Origin of the sequence: Gilliamella sp. Nev5-1, from assembly GCF_001690895.1 — a bacterium.
Lineage (GTDB): Bacteria > Pseudomonadota > Gammaproteobacteria > Enterobacterales > Orbaceae > Gilliamella > Gilliamella apicola_C.
This window is the reverse complement of the sequence record NZ_LZHO01000008.1, coordinates 21,649-46,271: the sequence shown is the minus strand read 5'-3', so window position 1 is coordinate 46,271 and position 24,623 is coordinate 21,649. Positions and strand designations below refer to the sequence as shown.

General features: G+C 36.0%; 20 protein-coding genes. 7 read left to right on the top strand and 13 right to left on the bottom strand.

What is annotated here, in order from left to right; genetic code table 11:
• Positions 1-8: 8 nt before the first annotated feature.
• From secD to A9G41_RS01390, 7 genes are all read right to left on the bottom strand, one after another.
• The gene (secD, locus tag A9G41_RS01420) at positions 9-1,865 is read right to left on the bottom strand and encodes a protein translocase subunit SecD (protein WP_081302223.1); all 1,857 of its coding nucleotides are present in this window, start codon (positions 1,863-1,865) and stop codon (positions 9-11) included.
• Positions 1,866-1,924: 59 nt separating this feature from the next.
• Complete coding sequence (gene yajC / locus A9G41_RS01415; protein WP_065566193.1) at positions 1,925-2,254, bottom strand: preprotein translocase subunit YajC; 330 nt, start codon at positions 2,252-2,254, stop codon at positions 1,925-1,927.
• Between the two features lie 185 nt (positions 2,255-2,439).
• Entirely contained in the window at positions 2,440-4,146 is a 1,707-nt protein-coding gene (locus A9G41_RS01410; protein ID WP_065566192.1) for an NADH-quinone oxidoreductase subunit N, read from the bottom strand.
• 6 nt (positions 4,147-4,152) lie between these two features.
• On the bottom strand, positions 4,153-5,697 hold the full coding sequence (locus tag A9G41_RS01405; protein ID WP_065582844.1) for a complex I subunit 4 family protein: 1,545 nt from the start codon (positions 5,695-5,697) through the stop codon (positions 4,153-4,155).
• 17 nt (positions 5,698-5,714) lie between these two features.
• On the bottom strand, positions 5,715-7,451 hold the full coding sequence (locus tag A9G41_RS01400; RefSeq protein WP_065582843.1) for an NADH-quinone oxidoreductase subunit 5 family protein: 1,737 nt from the start codon (positions 7,449-7,451) through the stop codon (positions 5,715-5,717).
• 107 nt (positions 7,452-7,558) lie between these two features.
• On the bottom strand, positions 7,559-7,861 hold the full coding sequence (gene nuoK / locus A9G41_RS01395; protein WP_065580136.1) for an NADH-quinone oxidoreductase subunit NuoK: 303 nt from the start codon (positions 7,859-7,861) through the stop codon (positions 7,559-7,561).
• Position 7,862: 1 nt separating this feature from the next.
• On the bottom strand, positions 7,863-8,354 hold the full coding sequence (locus tag A9G41_RS01390) for an NADH-quinone oxidoreductase subunit J (RefSeq protein WP_065582842.1): 492 nt from the start codon (positions 8,352-8,354) through the stop codon (positions 7,863-7,865).
• 350 nt (positions 8,355-8,704) lie between these two features.
• On the opposite strand from A9G41_RS01390, the gene ppc reads away from it, so the two are divergent.
• Positions 8,705-11,350 (top strand): phosphoenolpyruvate carboxylase, encoded by a 2,646-nt coding sequence (ppc, locus tag A9G41_RS01385; RefSeq protein WP_075539217.1) that lies wholly within the window; start codon positions 8,705-8,707, stop codon positions 11,348-11,350.
• An 18-nt stretch (positions 11,351-11,368) separates the two neighbouring features.
• Here ppc and A9G41_RS01380 read toward each other — a convergent pair whose 3' ends face one another.
• The 5 genes from A9G41_RS01380 to aspS form a co-directional block, all read right to left on the bottom strand.
• On the bottom strand, positions 11,369-12,433 hold the full coding sequence (locus A9G41_RS01380; protein WP_065582840.1) for an SEL1-like repeat protein: 1,065 nt from the start codon (positions 12,431-12,433) through the stop codon (positions 11,369-11,371).
• Positions 12,434-12,811: 378 nt separating this feature from the next.
• Positions 12,812-14,275: a 4-hydroxy-3-polyprenylbenzoate decarboxylase gene (gene ubiD / locus A9G41_RS01375; protein ID WP_065582839.1), complete on the bottom strand. Its 1,464-nt coding sequence runs from the start codon at positions 14,273-14,275 to the stop codon at positions 12,812-12,814.
• A 115-nt stretch (positions 14,276-14,390) separates the two neighbouring features.
• Entirely contained in the window at positions 14,391-14,693 is a 303-nt protein-coding gene (locus tag A9G41_RS01370; protein ID WP_065582838.1) for a hypothetical protein, read from the bottom strand.
• An 11-nt stretch (positions 14,694-14,704) separates the two neighbouring features.
• The gene (nudB, locus tag A9G41_RS01365; protein WP_065580139.1) at positions 14,705-15,157 is read right to left on the bottom strand and encodes a dihydroneopterin triphosphate diphosphatase; all 453 of its coding nucleotides are present in this window, start codon (positions 15,155-15,157) and stop codon (positions 14,705-14,707) included.
• Positions 15,158-15,166: 9 nt separating this feature from the next.
• Positions 15,167-16,924: an aspartate--tRNA ligase gene (gene aspS, locus A9G41_RS01360; RefSeq protein ID WP_065582837.1), complete on the bottom strand. Its 1,758-nt coding sequence runs from the start codon at positions 16,922-16,924 to the stop codon at positions 15,167-15,169.
• A gap of 284 nt (positions 16,925-17,208) precedes the next feature.
• Here aspS and A9G41_RS01355 point away from each other — a divergent pair, with 284 nt between their 5' ends.
• The 6 genes from A9G41_RS01355 (at position 17,209) to dusC (ending at position 22,177) form a co-directional block, all read left to right on the top strand.
• Entirely contained in the window at positions 17,209-17,754 is a 546-nt protein-coding gene (locus A9G41_RS01355; RefSeq protein ID WP_075539216.1) for a cysteine hydrolase family protein, read from the top strand.
• A 28-nt stretch (positions 17,755-17,782) separates the two neighbouring features.
• A complete protein-coding gene (locus tag A9G41_RS01350) occupies positions 17,783-18,577 on the top strand; it encodes a DUF3100 domain-containing protein (RefSeq protein ID WP_075539215.1) in 795 nt (264 codons plus the stop codon).
• Positions 18,577-19,026, top strand: coding sequence for a hypothetical protein (locus tag A9G41_RS01345; protein WP_065582834.1), 450 nt, complete (start codon positions 18,577-18,579; stop codon positions 19,024-19,026). The genes A9G41_RS01350 and A9G41_RS01345 overlap by 1 nt, the downstream gene beginning before the upstream one ends.
• Positions 19,027-19,046: 20 nt before the next feature.
• Complete coding sequence (locus A9G41_RS01340) at positions 19,047-20,366, top strand: amidohydrolase (RefSeq protein WP_065582833.1); 1,320 nt, start codon at positions 19,047-19,049, stop codon at positions 20,364-20,366.
• Positions 20,367-20,444: 78 nt separating this feature from the next.
• Positions 20,445-21,218 carry a molybdopterin-synthase adenylyltransferase MoeB gene (locus tag A9G41_RS01335; RefSeq protein WP_065582832.1) on the top strand — a complete coding sequence of 258 codons (774 nt, stop codon included), beginning with the start codon at positions 20,445-20,447 and terminating at the stop codon, positions 21,216-21,218.
• A complete protein-coding gene (gene dusC / locus A9G41_RS01330; RefSeq protein ID WP_065582831.1) occupies positions 21,215-22,177 on the top strand; it encodes a tRNA dihydrouridine(16) synthase DusC in 963 nt (320 codons plus the stop codon). Before A9G41_RS01335 ends, dusC begins: the two co-directional genes overlap by 4 nt.
• A gap of 342 nt (positions 22,178-22,519) precedes the next feature.
• On the opposite strand, the gene A9G41_RS01325 is transcribed toward dusC, so the two are convergent.
• Positions 22,520-24,184, bottom strand: a complete 1,665-nt coding sequence (locus A9G41_RS01325) for a hypothetical protein (protein WP_075539214.1) — start codon at positions 24,182-24,184, stop codon at positions 22,520-22,522.
• Positions 24,185-24,623 lie beyond the last annotated feature (439 nt).

Below are 24,623 nucleotides of genomic sequence, written 5' to 3'. Positions count from 1 at the left end.
ATAAACCTCTAAATTGATAACTTATTAACGCGACGACCGCCATAAATAAGATTGGCTAATGCGCGAGTACCAACAATCGATGTAAACATTGATGTAACGATACCGATACCTAACGTAATAGCAAAGCCTTTAATTGAACCAGTACCAACTGCATAAAGAATAACCGCAGTAATTAAAGTAGTAAGATTGGCATCAAAAATACTGCTCCAAGCTCCTGCATATCCTTCATTAATTGCATGTTGCACACTTCGACCATTACTCAGCTCTTCTTTTATTCTTTCGTTAATCAGTACATTAGCATCAACAGCCATACCTACGGTCAATACAATACCAGCAATACCCGGCATGCTTAGCGTTGCCCCAGGAAGTAAAGACATTGCACCAACAATTAAAATTAAGTTTGCAACTAATGCAAGGCTAGCAAACACACCAAATAGGCGATACATTACTAACATAAAAATAACTGAAACCGCCAAACCCCATACACAAGATTCTAAGCCTTGGGTGATATTTTCTTGCCCCATGGATGGCCCAACAGTTCGTTCCTCAATAATTTGGATCGGTGCAATTAATGCCCCTGCACGTAATAATAGTGATAAATTTTTAGCTTCATCAATACTACCTATACCCGTTACTTGGAAACGATCACTAAAAATACCTTGAATAGTCGCGACGTTAATAACTCGTTCTTGTTTTTCAAGAATCGGCTTGTCGTTTTCATCGCGTTTTCCTGTATCTTTGTATTCAACAAATAAGGTTGCCATCGATTTATGAAGATTTTTTTGGGTAAAATCAAACATTTTTTTACCGCCTGCACCATCAAGCGTAATAGCAACTTCAGGTAATCCATATGGATTAACACGATATGAAGAATCAGTAATATGATTTCCTGTTAATACAATACGTTTATAAAGTAATACAGGACGTCCATTTTCCATATACTGAATTTCTGAACCATAAGGAACGCGCATATCACCATTGATAATGGCCGGTAAGTTTGGTGTGCTTTCTTCGTTAACTTGCCTAAACTCAAGTGTCGCTGTAGCCCCTAAAATGCGCTTAGCTAACGCGGTGTCTTGAATACCTGGTAATTCAACTACAATACGATCAGCACCTTGGCGTTGAACAATAGGTTCGGCAACGCCTAGTTGATTAACACGATTACGTAAAATAGCGGTATTTTGTTGCACAGCATCATTTTTAGTTTGTTGTAAACGTTGTTCACTGATATCGACAACAATACTGCTGTCTGTTTGAGAAGCTACTTTGTAATCTCGCAATCCATTAATTTTAGTAATACCTTTATTGCGATCATCCGTATTATCAAATTGTAATACAATTTGTTGATTACTATTTTTGCTGATTTTTTTATAATTTAATTTGCTATTTGTAAATTCAGTTTTTATGTTTTCAATAGATTGTTCAGTGAGTTTACTTAATGCGGTTGTCATATCGACTTCCATTAAAAAGTGAACGCCACCACGTAAATCAAGACCGAGTTTCATAGGCTCAGCACCTAATGCTGTCAGCCACGTTGGTGTTGCTGGTGCTAAGTTCAATGCAACGATATATTCTTCACCTAATGCTTCTGATATGAGCTCTTTTGCTTTAAGCTGTGTATCATTATCACCAACGCGAATTAAAATTGACTTATTTTCATAAATTAATGATTTAGTCTCGATGTGATTATCAGCTAAAAGTTTTCTGATTTTATCTTGCGTAGCAACATTAATTTCAGCAGTATTTGAGCCTGAAATCTGTATAGCAGGATCTTCACCATAAATATTTGGAAGTGCATAAAGAAGGCCGAGGCAAATTACAACGACCAACATAATGTACTTCCACAAAGGATAGCGGTTTAACACGACATATTCTCTTGTGGAATTAGATAATCAATACAATGAACAATAATAGATGATCCCTATTATAGCGATTTCATTGTCCCTTTTGGTAAAACTGATGTGATAAAGTCACGCTTGATCACAACTTCAGTAGTATCATTTAATTCTAGCGCTATGTAGCCATTTTCGTTGACTTTTGATACACGACCAATAAGTCCGCCATTGGTTAATACTTCATCGCCTTTGGAGATAGAAGCCATAAGATCGCGATGTGCCTTTGCGCGTTTTTGTTGTGGACGCATGATCATAAAATAGAAAAATAAACCAAACACAACTAACATAATTGGCATGAAAAAATCGCCACCGGGTTGGCTACCATCTGCAGCATAAGCATTAGAGATTAAAAAGTCCATACTGGTCCTCTTGATTAAAATAAATTTTTAAAGGTCAGAATTATAACATAATAAATAAATCTGTTATTAACTATTTCTTGTCAAAAAGCCTTAGGAAAACATATGCTTTAGGATAAAATGCTGGTTTTATTTATTTTAGTTAATATGACTCCACTATTGAATTAAAGGAAGCTGATATAGGCTCATTATGTGGTTAAATATTGAGCCATGCTAACTAAGTTAAATAACCATTTAGGGTAAATTCCGCAAAGCATCGTCAATAAGGCACATAATACGATGATTAATTCGCTTATTCTAATATTAGTCCATTTTAACTTAATCGAGGCTCCACTTAACATTTTTCCATCACAGTTAATTGGTTTTATATAAAGATTGATAATTAAGCGAGCATAAAAATAAAGTCCTAATGCACTACCAATCACTACAGCAGCAACTAACCACCATAATTCTGCTGTAACACCTAATAGCACCAGTAAAAATCGACCGACAAAACCTGCGGTTAATGGTGTACCAGCTAAAGATAAAAAACCAATCCCCATAGCTAGCGCAAGAATTGGTCTTCGCCAAAATAGACCTGAAAGATCGATCTCATTTTCATGATCTTGTAGTTCATCTGAATGGGAATCTAAGCTGATTGTGCCTAAAATACAGATATTAGCTAAAATATAGCCAATGAGATAAACGCCAATAGTTTCTAATGCAAGTACTTGATATTGCACAGCAATTAACGCTGTAAATAAATAGCCAAAATGTGCAATTGAGGAGTAAGCAAGTACTCGCTTTAAGCTACTTTGCATCAATGCCAATAGATTGCCCCATAAAATAGAACAAAAAGCCATAATAACTAAAATAATACGGATTGTTTCATTGTTCACAATCGGTGCCAATAAAAACAGCCTAGCAATGGCACAAAAAACTGCTACCTTTCCAACTGTTGATAATAATAAAGCAACAACCGTTGGTGCGCCTTGATAAACATCGGGTAGCCAAAGTTGGAATGGAACGAGAGATAATTTAAAACCAATACCAACTAACATCAAACAAACACCCATCAGTAATAATGTACTTGGGTAAGTCATCGTTGAGAGTTGATAACTTAGCCCACTGAATGTTAGCTCACCAGTAGTTGCATAATAAAATGCAATCCCTATCAATAAAAATACACTGGCAATAGCAGATAAAATCATGTATTTAACTGCTGCTTCTAATGAATGAGTCTGTGTATATTGATAGCCAATTAACCCTACAAATGGAATAGATAACAGTTCAATCCCAATAAAAAATGCAATGAGATGGCTTGCGTATAAGAGTGTTACTCCACCTAATGTCATGAAAAGTAGGATTAAATAAAATAGTCCGTGATGAATCTTTTCTTGCCGGAACCAACGATAAGCAAAACAGGCTACAGCAATAGATATCATTAAAATCAAACTGGTATAAAGCAACCCATAACCATCACAAGTAAAAAGTGCGGTGATATGGTGCGCTTTCCACTCATCTATTGAACTATTATCAGTGTTTGAATTAGCATCAATATTTGTCTTATCAATCTTACTGTTGTTGACGTTGTCATCAATGTTTTCATTTTGTTTGTCCACATCATCAGTAGACACAGTATCAATTGCTATCGTTTCTTCAGTTGATGGAGTTAGTTCTTTATTGGCATCTGAAACTGATACCGATAATTGCATATTATCACTACTGATATCTGCAATAGCTTGTGCATTAAATGAAATTTTATAGCCAACTACCGCGGAACAAGCTAACGCACATGTTAATCCACAAATAGTTAAAATAGTACATCCTTTAGTGCTTATTTTAAAAACAAATAATGAAAATAACACAACAATGATGGCAATGCTTAGTACAAAAATAGGCGATAAAGCTATCATAGATTATTACTCTCCCACTCGTTCTGTGGTTATGTATTGTTGTGTTTGATTCATGATAGAATAAGACATATCTAAAATCAGTTGTGGATACAAACCAATAAAAATAAGGACAATTAAGATGCTTGATAATAACAAAATATCTTTTTTACTAAGTAGATGTTTTGTGGAAGCCTCTTTATCTGCGGCGCCATAGAATATTGGCTGCATACGCACGATAAATGAAATAGACAATAATAATAAGCCAATTACTAGCAAAATGGTATAAAAAGAAAATGTGTTATAACTACCAAGTAACATCATATAATTACCAACAAAATTAGCTGTACCTGGAATACCTAACACAGCTAATATAAAATATAAAGTTAACGAAGATAGATAAGGCACTCGTCCTTTTAACCCAGTGAACTGGTTTATATTCCGAGTGGAATAACTTTCAACCAATAACCCACTAATTATAAACATACCAACGATTGCCAAATTGATGGCTATCATCTGGATAACTACACCTTGATAAGCAATAATAGAACCGCTATAGATTATTGCAGTAACAAATCCCATTAAAGCGATATGAATATAAGCAACAAGTTTTTTAATATCGGTTTGGTTGAATGCAAGCAATGCTGCATAAACAACGGTAGCCAGTGCACAAGCTAACATCAATGGCATAATCATGATTGAAGCATTAGGAAATAGTGGTATAACAAAACGTAATAAACCAAATGCTGCTGTATTGAGTAATAATCCACTAATCATCATTGAGCCAGTTGTTGAAGATTCAATATGGGCTTCAACAAGCCAACCATGAAAGGGAACAAAAGGAATGCGTACTATCAAAGCAGCTAAAAAGCCTAACATCAGTAAAAATTCAGTATGGCTTGATATTGGTGTTTTTATTAATTCCTGAGAATCAAATGTCCAATGACCTGTTAAGTTCCAGTTAATTAGTGCCAATGAAACGATTGAAATTAGCATCAGCAAACTGCTTAATTGGGTATAAATCAAAAATTTGCTTGCCCCATTAAAGCGTAATTGCGAGCTCGAATCTCGGCGCCCCCATAAGGAGATCAAAAAATAGACCGGTATTGCCACAGCTTCCCACAGAAAGAACATTAAAAATAAGTCAGTGGCGACAAACAACATCATAATGGTTGATGTCATAAATAATAGGCACAGGTAAAATAAACCAAGATTGTTTAAATTTTCTTTACTAGAATAAACAATAGTCAATAATACAATAAATAATGTTGAGGTAATAACAACCATTGATAAGCCATCTAAAACAAGGTGAAAACGGATGCCTAGTAATGGGATCCACTCTAGATTAATTTCCTTTCCCCAGTTTGCGCCTTGCTTTAGTGTTTCAGCGGCATCTATCCATAATACGATCGCTATCGATAATGTAATACAAATTGTGGTAAATGCTACAATTATGGGTAATTTTGACCAACGCTTTTGTACGTTGATGGAAACTACCCCCCTTTGTAAACATGCATGGCATAACCAACCAACAAATCCGCCTATTACAGGTAAAAAAACAAGCCATAACAACATGAATGATTACACCTTTATTAAATGAAAATCAGTAACATTAATATAATAATACTGCCTATAACCATCGAAACCATATACCATCTAATTTGCCCATTTTCTAGATCAACGATAAATGCGTTTATTTTTTTTATGCCCAACATTATCCAATTATCCCATAAAGCAATAGGATCTTTTTTTAATAATTTAGCTAGATAGATATAAGGTTTAACAAATAAGCAATTTAATAAATAATCATAACGCCAATCACTATTACACAAACGTAAAAATAATTTAATCATTGGTGTATTAAGTACTTCTCGCACTTCGCTATTAGGGCGCACATATAAAATGTAGGCAATAAGAAAGCTCAAACCTGTCACTGCGGCTAATAGTAGTTGAAAAGGCAATTGCCCATTAGTATCTAACTTGCCTAATGGAATAATGCCATGAATCGGTAACGGAAAATGAATAAATAAAGCGGTAGTAAATACCAATAAGATAAAAATTGGGCTATAGCTTACCCATTTTATTTTTGTAAAATCATACCATTTTTGTTTATGATAAAATACCATTGAAATTAAACGCCAAATGCCTAAGCTAGAAAATAAAATACCTATCAGACCAATCGTTCCAGATATTAATCTACCCTGCGCCATTACTCCCCAAATGATATCTCCTTTGATATAAAATGATGCCGAAATCCAAGGAATAGCACTGAGTGAAAGCATAATTAACAAAAATACAATATACAGCGTTGGAAAAGATTTAATTAAACCGCCTAATTTGCTTATATCACGCTCACCTTGGCATTTTTTAATTACAATAGATGAGGCTAAAATTAACAATGTGCTTGTTACGGAGTAATTAATTAAGCAATTCAAAGACAAATTCCAACTTTGTGTTGAAAAAGCATAAAAAAGGTAACTAATTTGCGCTAAATTGATATACGTGATAATTCGTTTAATATCGTACTGCACTAATGCAATAGTACTAGCAAATAATATCGTTAATGATGAAATCATCGATATAATAGCTAAAACATCGCTCGACATCATAAACAAATTACTTAATCTTAAAACTAAATATACCCCAGCTAAAATAACTGTTGATGATTGTAACAAAGCTACCGCGGGCATTGGCGCTAATGTTGTTTCGGCAAACCATGAATGCATGGGAAACAGTGCAGATTTACTCATTGCTCCAAGGAATAACATTAAAGTTATCCAGAATATAATGTCTGAATCAACCGCTAAATTATCATGTGCTTGCACCAAAACATCATGAATATTTAATGTGTTTAAAGTCTGATAAAGTAAAAATATACCAATGATTAAAAATATATCCGTTAAATGCATAACGATAAATGCTTTCACTGCAGCATAGCCATTACGCGCTTGTTGATAGTAAATACCAATAAGTAAGTAAGTACTTATGCTCACACCTTCCCAACCAATTAGCATAACAAATAAATTATCAACTAATATAATAGTTAACATGCTAGCAATTAATAAGTTACTGTAAGCATAAAAAGTATAAATATCCTTTCTTAACGTCAAATAACAAGCTGCAAAAAAATAGATCAAGAAACCAAAAAATGAGATTAGCACTAAAAAAGTTAGTGATAAACCATCTAGTGTCAAAGATAAAGGTATAACGAAATCACCAACAGAAATCCAATTCCATAATAGCCTAGTATAGATTAGCGTCATGTCGGGCACTGTATTTGAATAAAAATCAATACATGAAAATACCGTAATTAATGCAACGATGAGCATAGTACTGACGCCTATAATTATTACATTAATTGAGCGTATATGCCTCCCTAGGCAAATCAATCCAAAAAAAGAAAGCAAGGGAACAATGATAGTTAAATAAAGTAGATTCATCCTTTCATCTCACTCAGTGAGTCAATATTTAAGGTTTTTCGGCGGTAGAATAGTTTCATCATTAATGCTAGCCCAACACAAATCTCTGCTAGGGCTGTTATTACCGCGAGTATTGCAAGTACTTGTCCATCAGATTGTTGCCAATAACTACTTGCCGAAAACAACGCAACGATTGCACCATTATTCATAATCATCAGGCTAAGCAACAGAAAATAGAGATTGCGTCGAATCATTACCCCTAATAAGCCGATCACAAATAAAATAGAAGCAAAGATAAGACAATGCATAAGTGGGATCATATTATTTCTCCGACAACAGCCGATGCATAAAATGATAAGCAATCACAGCTGCACCTAATAATAAAAATATAGCTAATTCAGCCATTAAAATGTATGCATATACAGACATTTCATGCATTAATTCATGAGACTCTTTCAGCTCCGAATAGTTGACCGTTACTACACCATAAATAAGCGCGACTAACAAAATAAAAGCTAAAATTAATGGCCCTAACCAAATTTTTGGGCTAATGCCTTGTTTTTTTGTTTCTATATTATCAACACGAATTGCCAAAATTGAAGCGACAACATAAAAAAGAGCCGTTGTTCCACCAATAAACAATAATATATATATAACAGCAGAAAAATAGGTATTAAGTAGAATAAATATCGACGCTGAAGCAAACAGCGAAATAATAAGGTACAAAATTGCCTTATCAACTCGCAAGCTACTAATCACTTTTATACTAGCAATAACAGCAATAATCGACGCGATATAAAAAATAGCGATCATCTAATTATCCAATACATATTCATAATACTGTTAGTATATACCCAAATGATATTAATATACAGTTTGCAACACTGTGTTCACTGAAAAATAAACCAGCTAAATACTATTTAGACGAACATTTCAAAATTAAAGAAATATTTTTACTTATTAATATTTTGAAGTAAATATAATTAAAACAATTAAAAACAATTAAAACCATAAAATTTTATTATTTAAATTCAAAGCAACATTGTTATAAAGTATATATCTTAAGCAAGTTAACCAACAATTATACCGATGTCATTAAACTGCCATTTTTTTCATGCATTTTAAAGGATCTTAGGCATAATAAAATCAAAAACGAGAAAATCATGAATAACCAATACTCCTCAATGCGAAGTAATGTCAATATGCTGGGTACTTTACTAGGCAATGCGATTAAACGTGCCACAGGCAATGAAACATTCGATTTAGTCGAAAAAATAAGACAATTATCAAAATCAGCTCAACAAGGAAACGTTCAAGCACATAATGAGCTACTCAAATTAATTGAAAATCTGAATGATGATGATCTATTGCATGTTGCACGCGCATTTAACCAATTTTTGAACTTAGTTAACACTGCTGCTGAGTATTATGGTATTTCACCGCATGGGGAAGCTTCTAGTAGCCCTAAAAAAATGACTGAATTATTTAGTACTCTAAAAAAACTTAATTTTTCAAATGAAACCATTACCAAAGCAATTAATGATTTATCAATTGAATTAGTATTAACCGCTCATCCAACTGAAATCAATCGTAGAACCATGATAAACACCTATACCGCAATTAATAGCTGTTTATCTCAGCTTGATCATGATGATTTAGCTGATTATGAGATAGAACGGATTATGCGACGCTTGAAACAGTTAGTTTGCCAAGCTTGGTATACCGATGAAATCCGAAAAAAACGCCCAAGCCCAATCGATGAAGCTAAATGGGGATTTTCTGTCATTGAAGATAGTTTATGGCAAGGCGTGCCTTTATTCTTACGTGAACTTAATGACCAGTTGGTTGATACTTTTGATGAACAACTCTCCGTTGAACATGTTCCCATAAAATTTACTTCATGGATGGGAGGTGATCGTGACGGAAATCCAAATGTGACAGCAAAAGTGACAGAAAAAGTAATGTTACAAGCTAGATTAAAGTCAATTGAATTATTTTTATCTGATATTCAAATACTTGTCCGTGAACTTTCAATGACAGAATGTAACCAATCTGTTATCAATCTATTAGATGAAAAGAACAAAACCGTTTCCGAGCCCTATCGAGCTGTAATGAAACAGTTACGCACTCGTTTAATAAAAACTCACAATTATATTGAAGCTTTACTGAATAGTGAACAAGTACTACCACCAAGAGATATTTTAATTAAAAACGAACAGTTATGGACACCACTTTATACCTGTTATGAATCATTAATTGATAATGGCATGTCAACAATTGCCCATGGTCCATTACTTGATACTTTACGGCGGATAAAAAGTTTTGGTTTACAATTGGTTAGATTAGATATTCGCCAAGATAGTTCCGTACATATTCAGGCACTTGATGCGTTGACCCAAGAACTGAATTTAGGTAGCTATGCAAAATGGTCAGAGGAAGAAAAACAAGTATTTTTATTAACTGAGTTGCAATCTAACCGACCATTACTACCTTATAACTGGCAACCAGATGAAACAGTTCAAGAAGTATTAGATACTTGTCGAGTTATCAAAAAAGCAGGCGAAGAATCAATTGCTTCTTACGTAATATCAATGGCTAAGGCGCCTTCAGATATTTTAGCTGTTTACTTATTATTGAAAATCGTTGATTGCCAAAAGTATATCCCTGTTGCGCCATTATTTGAAACATTAGAAGACTTAAATAACGCTAAATCGGTTATGCAAAAGCTGCTGGATATACCTTGGTATCGTGACAAAATCCAAGGTAAGCAAATGGTGATGATAGGTTATTCTGATTCGGCTAAAGATGCAGGTACACTTGCCGCATCTTGGGCACAGTATCGATCGCAAGAAGAGCTAGTTAGCTTATTTGAAAAATATAATATTAATTTAGTATTATTCCATGGTCGAGGTGGCTCAATTGGTCGTGGTGGTGCACCTGCTCATGCAGCTCTACTTTCTCAACCACCTGGATCGTTAAAAAGTGGGCTTAGAGTTACCGAACAAGGTGAAATGATTCGTTTTAAACTTGGTTTACCAGAAGTTGCTCTCAGTAGCCTAATGCTTTATACCTCAGCGATTTTACAAGCCAATTTATTGCCCCCACCAGCACCAAAACAAGCATGGCGCCATCTTATGGATGAAATGTCGGAACTTTCCTGCAATTGCTATCGCAGTTATGTACGCGAACGAGCTGATTTTGTTGATTATTTTAGAGCGGTAACGCCAGAGGTTGAATTAGGCAGATTACCACTAGGCTCCAGACCACAAAAACGTCGAACGGGAGGGGGGATTGAAAGCTTACGTGCTATTCCATGGATTTTTGCCTGGACACAAAACCGATTAATGCTACCATCTTGGCTTGGAGCCGGTAACGCACTGAGATCTGTCATCGAGGAGGGAAAAAAAGAGCTTCTTAAAGAAATGTATCACAAGTGGCCTTTTTTTAATGCTCGATTAGGCATGCTTGAAATGGTTTACGCCAAATCGGCGCCTGATATCCACGAATATTATGAGCAACGTTTGGTCGATCCTGCTTTATGGCCACTAGGCGAAGAATTAAGGAATTTGTTAACCCAAGATATCAATACTGTGCTAACGATCACCGATGATGTTAGTTTAATGGCTGATTTGCCTTGGATCGCACAATCTGTAGCCTTGCGTAATACCTATATTGAGCCATTAAACTTATTACAAGTAGAGTTATTAAGCCGTTCACGGAAACACTGCGGCGATGACAATATTATAGTAGAGCAAGGACTCATGATCACCATTTCTGGCATTGCAGCTGGTATGCGAAATTCTGGATAAAGCAAAAATACAGCACTTTTATTTTTTAGGTAATAAGTGTTCTAAATAGGTTTTAGCGTCTTGGTCTCCTTGTTCGCTAGCTTTAGTAAACCAATAAATGGCACGATCGTTATCTTGATCTGTGCCTTTACCTTCTAGATATTTAATGCCTAAATTATATTGTGCATCAACACTGCCTTGCTCTGCAGCTTTTAGATACCACTCAACGGCTTTCTTATCGTCTTTAGAAACACCACCACCTACATCATACATTACACCAATATTATACTGAGCATCAACATTGCCAGCTTCGGCAGCTTTAGTAAACCAATATGCTGCTTGCGTATTATCAGGTTTAGCTCCGGTACCTGTTGCGTACATAATAGCTAAATTATACATAGCAAGTACGTGCCCCCGTTCTGCTGCTTGTGTATAAAAATAACTAGCAGCCATATAATCTTGGGTTAAACCATCTCCTTTTTCTGACATTAGTCCTAAATAATATTGCGCTTCTGGCATATTTTCTTTAGCTGCTTTACTAAACCAATCAGCCGCAATCATACGATCTTCTTTTATGCCATCACCAAAAAAATACATAATTCCAAGATTTAAATAAGCGTCATAAATCCCGCTATCACCTGCTTGTGTAAAATAATCAATTGCGGTCAATGTGTTTTTTTCAACACCTTCACCTTGTTGATACATTAAAGCTAAATTGTATTTAGCCAATGCATAATTTTGATCTGCCGCTAATTTGAAATATTTAACGGCTTCGTTGAAATCGCGATTGGTACCCAAGCCACTTTGATACATTAATGCTAGATTATTTTGTGCTTTAGCTAGCCCCTGTTCTGCTGCTTTTTTATACCAGAAAAAAGCACGAACATCACTAACTTCAACGCCCAAGCCTTGTTTATAAACACTTCCTAACGAATATTGTGCTTCTGCATTACCTTTTTCTGCAGATAAACGCAAAGCGGGAAGCAATAAATCTGATTCTTTAAGCTTTAATTGAGTATCATCTGGCTGTGCCTTATAACTGGTGGCCTGTACACTATAAGAAATGGATAATAACAATACAAATAATATCTTGATTTTTTTCATTTTTTCTAATTTTTATGAGATTACCTATAATTATACATAAATGCATCTAAAAGGAATAGTTTTTGTTTAAGACTTATTTGGGTTATTTTATTTATACTATTTTTAAAATAAAACATTATTAATCAATAAAGTTGAATCATCATGCCACATAAGGTCGATAACAAAAAATTTGATTAGGATTGAACAACGATATCAATATTATTGCCATTTTTAAAAAGAAACTTATTTAGCGCATTATTTTTATATCAATATACCGTTTATTCATTTATAGGAATAAATTCTTTAATGCGCATTTTGTCTTTTACAATTCTATTCTTCTGTATCACACCTAATGGGTTTTTTAACTTTACCATAATAAAAAATGTGATAACGATAATACTATAAACCAAGTTCATTCCAGATTTCGTCAATTCGAGCAATAACTTTAGGATCTTTTTTAATGATTTTGCCCCACTCTCGATTTGTTTCACCAGACCATTTATTAGTAGCATCCAATCCCATTTTAGAGCCTAATCCAGAAACTGGTGAAGCAAAGTCTAAGTAATCGATCGGTGTATTATCGATAAAAGTCGTATCACGCTGTGGATCCATGCGAGTAGAAATCGCCCACATCACATCTTTCCAGTCTCGGGCATTAATGTCATCATCACAGACAATAACAAATTTAGTGTACATAAATTGTCGCAGATAAGACCACACTCCCATCATGATTCTTTTAGCATGGCCAGGATATTGTTTTTTAATTGTCACAATCGCAATACGATATGAACATCCTTCAGGCGGTAGATAAAAATCAACAATTTCAGGAAACTGTTTTTGTAAAATTGGAATAAAGACTTCATTTAACGCCAGTCCCATTATCGCCGGCTCATCTGGTGGCCTGCCTGTATAAGTTGAATGATAAATGGCGTCTTTACGGTGAGTTAAATGCGTCACAGTAAAGACAGCAAATTGTTCCACCTCATTATAATAACCCGTGTGATCGCCATAGGGTCCTTCTGATGCTAGCTCATTAGGATCAATATAACCTTCAAGAATTATCTCGGCACTGGCAGGAACGTCTAAATCACTTGATAACGATTTGACGACCTCTGTTCGACTACCGCGCAATAATCCTGAAAAAGCATATTCGGGTAATGTGTCTGGCACTGGTGTCACTGCACCTAAAATAGTTGCGGGATCAGCGCCAATAGCGACACTAATAGGGAATCTCTCGTTAGGATGCGCTTGTTGCCACTCAGCAAAATCAAGTGCACCGCCACGGTGTGAAAGCCAGCGCATAATTAGTTTATTTTTACCTAATAATTGCAAACGGTAAATTCCCACATTTTGCCGTTCTTTATAAGGGCCTTTGGTAATAGTTAATCCCCAAGACAGCAATGGTGCCACATCATCAGGCCAACAATGCATAATAGGTAAACGGGTCAAATCCACATCATCATCTTTAAAAACCATCTCTTGGCATGGCGCCGATGAACGACGTTTAACAGGCATATTTAGTACTTGTTTATATTTAGGCAAGACATTAAAAAATTGCCGTATCCCTTTTGGTGGATCGGGCTCACGCAAAAATGCCAATAGCTCACCAATTTCACGCAAAGCTGAAGTATCTTTGCGCCCCATTCCCATCGCAACACGTTTAGCTGTGCCAAACAAATTACATAAAACAGGCATATCATAACCAATTGGGTTTTCGAATAATAAAGTTGGGCCTTCACTACGTAAAACGCGATCAGCAATTTCGGTCATTTCAAGATAAGGGTTAACAGGGAACGAAATCCGCTTTAACTCACCGTGTTGCTCAAGATAATCTAAAAAATCCCGAAAATTTGAAAAATTCATTTATTATGGCTCTCTATTACTAACTAACCTTGAGTTAACTAAACCCAGAATATTTTTAATCCTTAATGCTCACTTATTTATCAGTCTAACTACATAACCTAACTATATAGCCTAACTACGGCAAAACCTTCCTATATATAGGCGTTTGTTTATCTTGATTACATTCAATAATTTTAGATGATAAAGCGTCAAATTGTTTTTCATCGATATCAATAAATTGATTCTGATCAACTTGGTAAAGGAGATATTGTTCAAATTTATCATCAATGATTTTTTTAGCGATTTTATCATCATCATCATTAAAAATAACATGACCGTTTTGATTAGGTTGACATTTTTTTATGTCTATATCTGCATGGCTAGTTGATACAAAAAAGTATAAAAAGGATAACACAATAGCATATAAATACGATTTCATTTCCTACCCCCTTAATTAGATTCAATCAAACGATGAATGTTACCGATAGCTTCACTATTATTGGGAGACAAAGTAAGATTGGCAGCATCATCAATCTTAAGCCATTGGTAAGCTAAATGTTCGGTAAGTATTGGCGTTATCTCGTCAATAAGAGGAAGATAAAACCAATGTTCTTTATTTACCGTAACATCTGGCGCATATCGATGCCTGAATTGTGGAAAAATTTCAAATTCAACGATATGCTCTACATCAATTAACTCAAGATTTTGACCAAGAATATCAATACCTGTTTCTTCTAAAACTTCACGAATTGCTGTTTCTTGTGGCGATTCATGAGCCTCCATACTACCTGTTACTGATTGCCAAAAATGGGGATCATCTTGGCGTTGTAACATAAGGCAACGTTTTGTTGTCTGGCAAAAAATGACTACCAGAACAGATTCAGGATTTTTAAATTTTTGCATCAAATATAACTATTTTTTACTTACTTCAATACCCAGTTCAGTCAAAGCTGCTGCATTTGCCGGGCTTGGCGCATCGGTAAGTAAACAAGTTGCCGCAGTTGTTTTAGGAAATGCTATCACATCGCGAATATTATCCGTTCCGGCTAATAACATACTTAACCTATCTAAACCGAAGGCTAATCCTGCATGTGGTGGCGTACCGTATTTCAATGCATCAAGTAAAAACCCAAATTTCTCACGTTGATCATGTTCGTTAATACCTAAAATTGAAAAAACGGCCTGTTGCATTTCACTACGGTGAATACGGACAGATCCCCCTCCAACTTCATAACCATTAATGACCATATCATAGGCATTAGCAACCGCATTCTCAGGATTTTTAATAAGATCTTCTGGCGAATAATCTTTTGGTGACGTAAATGGATGATGCATCGCACTTAACCCTTCATCGGTTTCTTCAAACATCGGGAAATCAACCACCCAAAGTACAGCCCATTTATTTTCATCGGTTAACGCTAAATCTTTACCGACTTTCAAACGTAATGCCCCTAGTGCATCGCTCACCACTTTATAGCTATCAGCACCAAATAATAAAATATCACCATCTTTAGCATTGGCACGATTAAGTAATGCTTCCATTTGCGATTCATTAAAGAATTTTGCCACAGGGCTTTGTACACCATCTAACCCCTTACTACGTTCATTAACCTTAATCCATGCCATACCTTTAGCACCATAAACCGAAATGAATTGTGTATATTCATCAAGTTGTTTACGTGTTAATTGCGCACCATTTGGTACACAAAGTAAAGCTACACGCCCTTTAGGATCATTAGCTGGTGTTGAAAACACTTTAAAATCGACATCTTTAACCAAATCAGCCACATCAATAATTTCAAGGGGATTACGTAAATCGGGTTTATCACTACCATAACGACGCATCGCTTCAGCAAAAGTCATAATAGGGAACTTTCCTAAATCCACATTTTTTACATGCAACCAAAGTTCACGGATCATCTGTTCCATAACATCACGCACTTGTTCGGCTGTCATAAACGATGTTTCAACGTCAATTTGGGTAAATTCAGGTTGGCGATCGGCACGTAAGTCTTCATCACGAAAACATTTTACAATTTGATAATATCGATCAAATCCTGACATCATTAATAATTGCTTAAATAGTTGTGGTGATTGCGGTAGTGCGTAAAACTCACCTTTATGAATTCTGCTTGGCACCAAATAATCACGAGCGCCTTCAGGTGTTGCTTTAGTCAACATCGGTGTTTCGATATCTAAAAAGCCATGTTCATTCATAAATGAGCGAACAAAAGCGGTAATTTTTGCTCGAGTTTTAAAGATCGTTGCCATTTCAGGGCGACGCAAATCAATGTAACGATATTTTAAACGTTGTTCTTCGCTGTTGTTTTGATTGAAATCAAGCGGTAAAACATCACTACGGTTAAATATAGTCAGCTCGGTGGCTAAAATTTCAACCTCACCTGTCGCCATATCTTTATTAACTTGCCCTTCTGGCCTTGCTCTTACCTTGCCTTTAATTTGGATACAAAATTCATTACGTAACTCACCTGCTAATTGATATGCTTGTTGATAATCAGGATCAAAAAAAACTTGCACAATTCCTTCACGATCACGCATATCAATAAAAATCATTCCACCTAAATCACGGCGTTTATTGACCCATCCACATAATGTGACGTCTTGATTAATATAACTTGCGTTTAGTTGTCCGCAATAAATTGTTCTCATTAAATATATCCTGTGTGCAATTGTCAAAAATAACAATTATTATAGAGCAATTTATCAGGGGATAAAGCCTATGTTTTAAAATAATCACTATTTAATTTATTTATACTCGGTTGATGATAATAATTTTACTTTATAAGTAATTTTACAAATTATTTTAAATTCAATAGGATAACAAAATTAAATTCCTTTTTTCTTGATGAAATTGGAAAATGATTCATTTAAAACTTGTCATATCAAATATTTATTACTAAGCTTTAGTATGATTTAGATATTATTAACTTGATATGAAAGCTTTAATTTCAATTGACTACACCAATGACTTCATTGCTAACGATGGCGCCTTAACTACTGGCTCTGCCGGTCAACAAATTGAGCCCGAAATATTAAATATAACTGAATCATTTATTAAAAATAATCAGTTTATCGTTTTTGCTATTGATTCCCATGAACCTTCAGATACATATCATCCTGAAAATTCACTCTTCCCACCTCATAATCTTGTCGGAACAGTTGGACAACAATTATTTGGTAATTTACATCAAATCTATCAAAAACATCAAAACTCAACCAATATTTACTGGATCAACAAACGCCACTACTCAGCATTTTGTGGCACAGATCTCGATCTCCGCTTACGCGAGAGACATATAACTGAAATTCATTTAATTGGTGTTTGTACTGATATTTGCATTTTACACACGGCGGTCGATGCTTATAACTTAGGTTATAAAATAGTTATTCATAAAAATGCAGTTGCAAGCTTTGATCCTATCGGTCATCAATGGGCTTTAAAGCACTTTCAAAATACCTTAGGGGCGACCCTAGTATAAAATAGATAAAAATAAAAAAGGAGCAGGAATGGAAATATTAAAAGACTACAAAGTGCATTTACTCGCAATGATAGTCGTTTTATTCTGTGAGTTTATTGGCAAACAATCTATTTGGATTATCACATTATACCCCATGTTATATGCCATGATTATTGGCGGCATAATCAGCCTACCAAAATTTAAAATATTAAATCTAAAAAATATGAATCATGCTAGTGCCATCATGATGGTAACGTTAATGCTACTTATCGCCAAACTGGGGCTTTCTGTGGGACCAAAAATAGAAATGATTCTAGAAGATGCAAAATCGGCATTAATCTTTCAAGAGTTAGGTCATTTTGCTGGCACCATTTTACTTGGTTTACCACTAGCAATGATGCTAGGTATGAAACGCGAAGCAGTTGGAGCAACCTACTCTGTTGCTCGTGAACCCAATATCGCAATTGTTGCCGATAAATACGGATTGGACTCTGCCGAAGGTCGAGGTGTTATGGCGATGTATATTTGTGGCACACTTTATGGTGCTATATGGATGAGTATACTAGCCAGTGTGATAGCAAAATTAGATATTCTCCACCCTTATGCCTTAGCTATGGGCGCAGGCGTTGGAAGTGGTAGTATGATGGCTGCGTCACTGGCACCAATAAGTGATCTTTATCCAGAAATAAGTGAAGATATTAAAGCCTATGCCACGACAGCGAACTTAATGTCTAGCATTGTTGGTATTTATATTTATACATTATTTTCATTACCTTTTGCTTCTTTCTTATATAACACTTTTAGCCGTTTACGTCGTAATCGTCATAAAGAAGGAGCACTATAATGAAGTTTTTAGAAACAATTTTTTTATTGATCTTAGTTGCCATTATTATGGCAGCTGGTAATACTGTTGGTTATAAAATTGACTTTATGCAGTCAATAGAAGCATTATCAATTTTAGTTGCCATATCAATTGTTGGATATATTATTAGCAAGATTCCTTTATGCAACAAACTTCCTGTCATATTATGGGTATCGGTCGTTGCAGCAGCCGCTTCATCACCTATTTTCCCTTTTCATGAGCAGATTGTTTCAATTACTGACAAGGTTTCTTTATTGGCTGTTTGTACCCCAGTACTTGCTTATGCAGGGCTTGCTATTGGCAAAGATTTAGCATTATTTAAAAATATCTCGTGGCGAATCATTCCGGTTTCTTTGGCGGTGTTTTCAGGTACCTTTATTTTTGCAGCAATCATTGCGCAAATCACCTTACATTGGGAAGGTGTTATCTAATTTGGATTAGGATTTAATTTATGACAAAAGAAGAACTTAAAAAGAAGGTTTGTATTGCTATTGCAAATCGTAAGGCCGATATTAAGGCGGTCGCCGAATCAATTTGGGCAGAGCCTGAACTTGGTTACAAAGAACACAAAACGGCCAAAAAAGTTGAAGAAAGCTTTGAAAAACTGGGCGTACCATTTAAAAATAAATTAGCAATAACAGGTGTAAAAGGCCGCTTAAAAGGGGGCAAAGGCAGTAAGTATAGCATTGCTGTTATAGGGGAGCTTGATGCCATTATTTGCGCTGATCATCCTGCTGCTGATGAAACATCTGGCGCGGCACACTGCTGTGGTCATAATGCTCAAATTGCCAATATGATGGCTGTGACCATGGGGCTAATAGATTCTGGTGCCATGCAATTTTTAGCAGGGGATGTGGTACCTTTTGCGGTTCCAGCTGAAGAATATGTTGAAATCACATATCGTAATCGCCTTATTGAGGAAGGTAAAATCAAATATATTGGCGGTAAACCAGAGCTAATCTCGCGCGGTGAATTTGATGATATCGATATGGCATTACAAATACACTTAACTAGCGTACCCAATGACCGCCAAGATGGTTTTATTGAAATATCAACAACAAGCAATGGTTTTATCGGTAAACTGATTAAATATAAAGGCGAAGCGTCGCACGCAGCAGCAGCGCCACATGCCGGAGTAAATGCCTTAAATGCAGCTATGATGGGAATGATGGGCGTACATGCCATACGCGAAACATTTCAAGAAAAAGATTATATTCGATTTCACCCAATTATTACCCAAGGCGGTGATTTAGTTAATGTGGTTCCAAGCGATGTCAGAATGGAAAGCTATGTACGAGCAGGCAATGTGCCCGCCATGATTGATGCCAATGAGCGAATTAATCAAGCACTAAAAGCAGGCGCTATGGCGGTTGGGGCAACCTGTGAAATTAAGGACTTGCCTGGCTATCTACCATTAAATAATAATCCAACGCTTAACGAGCTTTTAAAACATAATGCTGAAGCATTAATTGGTGAAGAAAATGTTTCTATTGCCCCTCATATGACAGGAAGCACGGATACTGGCGATCTATCCCACATTATGCCTGTTAGTCACCCATGGATTGGTTCGGTTCGAGGTGTTTTACACGGTAAAGATTATACCGTATTTGATGAAGATATGGCTTACATCCGTCCCGCACAAATGATGGCCTGTACAATTATCGATTTACTTTATGACGACGCAAAACCAGCACAAACACTGATGTCAGAATATAAACCACTCATGACCAAAGAAGAATATTTAACATTCCTATCTGGCTTTGACAAATAATCTTAATGGCTTGGCACATTATTGTGCCAAGTTTCTGTTATAATGCTTCTTCATCATTAACCACAATAAACACCCACTATGCAAGAACTGACTGATCAAGAATTGTTTCGTTATGATAGACAAATCACATTGCGTGGTTTTGATATTGATAAACAACAAATATTAAAAAACAGTTCAGCACTGATCATCGGTTTAGGTGGACTCGGCTGTGCGGCATCGCTCTATTTGGCTGCATCAGGTTTAGGTAAATTAACATTAATTGATTTTGACACCATATCAAAATCCAACTTAAATCGACAAATCTTATATACTGAAAGCGCTATCAATCAATACAAAGTCGAGGTGGCAAAAGAGGCCTTAACCAATATCAATGCCAATACGTTAATTGAAACAGTGCATCAGCAACTTGACGATGACAAGCTCATTTCGCTTATCAAACAGCATAATATTGTCATCGACTGCACTGATAACTTAGTGACACGAGAGCAAATTAACCGTTGTTGTTTTCATGTAAAAAAACCGCTAGTTTCTGGAGCGGCTATCCGTATGGAGGGGTTATTAAGCGTATTTACTTATCAACCTGATGAACCTTGTTATCACTGTTTGAGCCACTTATTTGGTCAAGATCAACTCACATGTGTTGAAGCGGGTGTCATGGCGCCACTTGTTGGCATGTTTGGCACCATGCAAGCCTTAGAAGCCATCAAAGTGCTAACCCAATATGGAAAACCATTAATTGGTCGTGTATTAATGATTGATACAATGACAATGGAATTTAACCAAGTTAAATTTACCAAACAATTTAACTGTCGCATTTGTGGAAATAGTCATACTAATCAGGTTTCGCAATGAAAATTAACCGAATTATTTTAGCGCCCATGGAGGGTGTACTTGATTATCAAGTCAGGCAACTTTTAACTGAAATTAACCAATTTGATTATTGTGTGACTGAATTTATTAGAGTAACCCATCATAAATTATCTAATCGGACTTTTTATCGCCTGTGTCCTGAGCTTTACCATAACGGAAAAACTAAATCTGGCACGCCAGTTCGGGTACAAATTCTTGGCCAGTCGCCAGAGTGGATGGCGGAAAATGCCGTTAAAGCCATTGAATTAGGCTCTTATGGTATTGATATCAATTTTGGTTGCCCAGCCAAAACGGTCGTTGGCAGTCACGGAGGCGCTTATTTATTACAATATCCCGAACAGATATTTAATATTGTCAGCCAAGTAAGGCAAGCAATAGGGGCAACAAATAAATTATCAGTCAAAATTCGCTTAGGATGGGATAATAAATCACATTGCCACGACATCGCCAGCGCCATTGAGCTTGCCGGTGCCAATGAAATTGCTATTCATGGCAGAACCAAAGAAGATGGTTATAAAGCCGAAAAAATAGATTGGCAAACAATAGGTCAAGTCAAGCAACAGCTAAATATTCCTGTTATTGCCAATGGTGAAATTTTTGCTATTGAGGATGCAAAAAATTGCATAAACCAAAGCCAAACTAACGATATTATGCTAGGCCGTGGTATTTTAACGATTCCTAACTTGGCCAATATGATTCGGACTGAACAATCAGCATTCAGTTGGCAACAAGTGATGGAAATTTTAATCCACTATGCGACATCCTCCATTGATGACGTTAAACCGCTTTATCATTCTGCACGCATCAAACAGTGGCTTGCTTACTTAAAACAGCACTATACTCAAGCAGCAGACGTCCTACAAAATATTAGAACACTCAAATCACAGCAAGAAATCTGTGATTTCTTAACGCAGAACAGCCCAAATAACTTCCTTAGGTAATAACAAAATAGCAATTGATGTTCATTTATTATAACGATGTAGGGGGATGGGGGGCATAAAAATCCGTCAGAAAAGTCATTGATTTTATTAAAGTTTTTAATAAGCCGTTTCATCAAAAAACTTCAATAAATCAATACTTTTTTGTGATTACAATTGATGGGTGCAGTGGTTTCGGACGTATTAGCTTTGTTGAACAAAATAAACTTCGAATTTAAACCACAACAACCGCACTCCCAATAAAGCGCCCCAACTACGCTAGGGCGCTGTTCTTTAATAAATTACCCTCTGTTTGCACCATCTCCCCCCTCCACGACCTAAGGATTAAGGGCTAAGAAATAAAAGCTAAGGTGTGGTGCAATAAATGTACTCGCGGTGCGACCCATCTTTGATGCGGACAGCACCGCCATAGACACTAAACTGGACACCGCTATCTGTAGCGTCGCTTGTCCAGCTTGCACTTCTGAAGCTCATATCGTCGTAGTTCATGCTATCAAAATAAAATTCTAAGCTGTCCCACTCCGTGAAAAATCCTGCGCCTATATAACGCGTGTTATACCATGTATTTGACGACGGCGTGGCGCCATCTATGCCATCATAACATGGAAATCGATTATCTGAACCACACTTCGCGTTAGTTAAATCCTTGATCTTTGGCGCACGATAACCCAAACGACCACACCAAGATATTTGGTTAGACCAATAATCCCATTTATCACCCCGATGGACAAACCACTGCCTCAACACAAATCCATACTTCACCTCATTCCCACTACTATCTCTACCCACCAACTCAAATGTCTGTGGCAAAGATGGTACGGTTAAAGGGCTAGGATTATCTGACTGCATTTGAGCATCACTTGCCCTAGGCCCCGTTAAAGTTACTCGCGTTACATAACTGGATCTATCTTCATCATGAATCCACGCATCTTCTTCGCCGCCTTGTTTTGGCAGTCTCCAACTCACCGTAGCTGTTATCCCTCCACGTGAGACTGAAGACCATGTCAACTGACTCGCATCAACCCCAGCTATGAGTAAATCAAAATACAAACCATTCCCCCCCGTTGTTGGAAAATTAAGGCCATAAGATGACGAACTTGTTGACTGAACTAAAAATCCCTTATCAGGAACCATGCCAGAGGGTTCGAAGGTGGAAGAATGAGTACTCGGCCTGACAAAACAAATACGAGGACCACTATACGGATTAATATAATACGTTACTGTTTGGCTACTAAAATTTCTTGTATTAGGTAACCCGTACTTTGTTTGTAAATCCCCTCCTGTACTACTTAATGTCATCTTATAAGGCGCCTTACAAATATCTAATGCATCACTACGACTTACAGTATTATTATCCGCATCAGTAAAACTCACCGATACACTCCCCATCGCAGTAACACCATTAGTACCCTGACCATCCCCATCGTCATCTCCCCAATTACCTTGAGTAATTAAGTCATTTAAACTGACTGTATTTACCGATAATGGCACCACCATGTGTATATCATTAAAAGTAGTTCCATTGACTAGCTGTATCGGATTTCTCGAACTTGATGTGTTAGTTGATGGCTTGAGGGTTCTACCATCTGGCAACTCAATAGCTAATAGGTTATCCGTCGAAGTCACCTTAGTTCGCCCACCATCAAACGTTAAATACGGCGCATTACCCTCAATTTCCCTTGATGTATGCGCCGTTAATGCCTGAGAACCCTGCGTATATGACAATAAAAGCAGTGGCGCAAAGAACAGCGAGAACTTAGTTAATTTAAATAATTTATGTGATTTAGGTAACCTAAATAAATTAGATAGATTAAAGAAGAAAAATGAAAAAGGTAAAAAACGCAACCTCCACAAAAAAAACACCGATATATCCGACAACTTTATTAAGCGTGATGATTTCGATAACTTCGGTGATAAAAATAAGAAATGAGTTTGATTTTGACTATAGTGAAAATAAAAAAGATTTTGGGCGTAGATTTGGCAGACCATAGCCCAGTCATGATAACGCATTCCGATTATCCTATTAATTAACTTTATGTTTTTATTTAATTTTTAAAAATCACTCAATTAATGAGTATTCCTTTGCTTTAAAGCACTTAAATCATAACCTATTGATTAATAGTACGCTACTTTTTTGTTGAAGAAATACAGCAATTATCGAAAATATCATCATTATGTAAATCAATAGCATTATATTTTATTAACCATATGAACATTAGCGTAATGAAGAACAAGCAACAACACGCCAAAAACCCATAATGTATCTACAAATTTATTTTGATAGAAATAAATTGGAAATACCAAAATCTAGTAACCGAAATACGTCTAAAAAAGTTTGGTAATGGTATTGCACCAATGCGAAATACATCGAAAAAAACAACTCAATAAAAATAAACTACACTACACCATCAATAATGGGGAGAGTAAAAAAGACACTTTATTCATCTTA

What these genes read in the sequence shown, in the direction of transcription:
- yajC (WP_065566193.1), bottom strand. Translation starts at nt 2,254, where the DNA reads ATGGACTTTTTAATCTCTAATGCTTATGCTGCAGATGGTAGCCAACCC.
- A9G41_RS01410 (WP_065566192.1), bottom strand. Translation starts at nt 4,146, where the DNA reads ATGATAGCTTTATCGCCTATTTTTGTACTAAGCATTGCCATCATTGTT.
- A9G41_RS01405 (WP_065582844.1), bottom strand. Translation starts at nt 5,697, where the DNA reads ATGTTGTTATGGCTTGTTTTTTTACCTGTAATAGGCGGATTTGTTGGT.
- A9G41_RS01400 (WP_065582843.1), bottom strand. Translation starts at nt 7,451, where the DNA reads ATGCTCATCGTTGCATTAATTACGGTATTTTCATGTATTGATTTTTAT.
- nuoK (WP_065580136.1), bottom strand. Translation starts at nt 7,861, where the DNA reads ATGATCCCACTTATGCATTGTCTTATCTTTGCTTCTATTTTATTTGTG.
- A9G41_RS01390 (WP_065582842.1), bottom strand. Translation starts at nt 8,354, where the DNA reads ATGATCGCTATTTTTTATATCGCGTCGATTATTGCTGTTATTGCTAGT.
- ppc (WP_075539217.1), top strand. Translation starts at nt 8,705, where the DNA reads ATGAATAACCAATACTCCTCAATGCGAAGTAATGTCAATATGCTGGGT.
- A9G41_RS01380 (WP_065582840.1), bottom strand. Translation starts at nt 12,433, where the DNA reads ATGAAAAAAATCAAGATATTATTTGTATTGTTATTATCCATTTCTTAT.
- ubiD (WP_065582839.1), bottom strand. Translation starts at nt 14,275, where the DNA reads ATGAATTTTTCAAATTTTCGGGATTTTTTAGATTATCTTGAGCAACAC.
- A9G41_RS01370 (WP_065582838.1), bottom strand. Translation starts at nt 14,693, where the DNA reads ATGAAATCGTATTTATATGCTATTGTGTTATCCTTTTTATACTTTTTT.
- nudB (WP_065580139.1), bottom strand. Translation starts at nt 15,157, where the DNA reads ATGCAAAAATTTAAAAATCCTGAATCTGTTCTGGTAGTCATTTTTTGC.
- aspS (WP_065582837.1), bottom strand. Translation starts at nt 16,924, where the DNA reads ATGAGAACAATTTATTGCGGACAACTAAACGCAAGTTATATTAATCAA.
- A9G41_RS01355 (WP_075539216.1), top strand. Translation starts at nt 17,209, where the DNA reads ATGAAAGCTTTAATTTCAATTGACTACACCAATGACTTCATTGCTAAC.
- A9G41_RS01350 (WP_075539215.1), top strand. Translation starts at nt 17,783, where the DNA reads ATGGAAATATTAAAAGACTACAAAGTGCATTTACTCGCAATGATAGTC.
- A9G41_RS01345 (WP_065582834.1), top strand. Translation starts at nt 18,577, where the DNA reads ATGAAGTTTTTAGAAACAATTTTTTTATTGATCTTAGTTGCCATTATT.
- A9G41_RS01340 (WP_065582833.1), top strand. Translation starts at nt 19,047, where the DNA reads ATGACAAAAGAAGAACTTAAAAAGAAGGTTTGTATTGCTATTGCAAAT.
- A9G41_RS01335 (WP_065582832.1), top strand. Translation starts at nt 20,445, where the DNA reads ATGCAAGAACTGACTGATCAAGAATTGTTTCGTTATGATAGACAAATC.
- dusC (WP_065582831.1), top strand. Translation starts at nt 21,215, where the DNA reads ATGAAAATTAACCGAATTATTTTAGCGCCCATGGAGGGTGTACTTGAT.
- A9G41_RS01325 (WP_075539214.1), bottom strand. Translation starts at nt 24,184, where the DNA reads ATGCGTTATCATGACTGGGCTATGGTCTGCCAAATCTACGCCCAAAAT.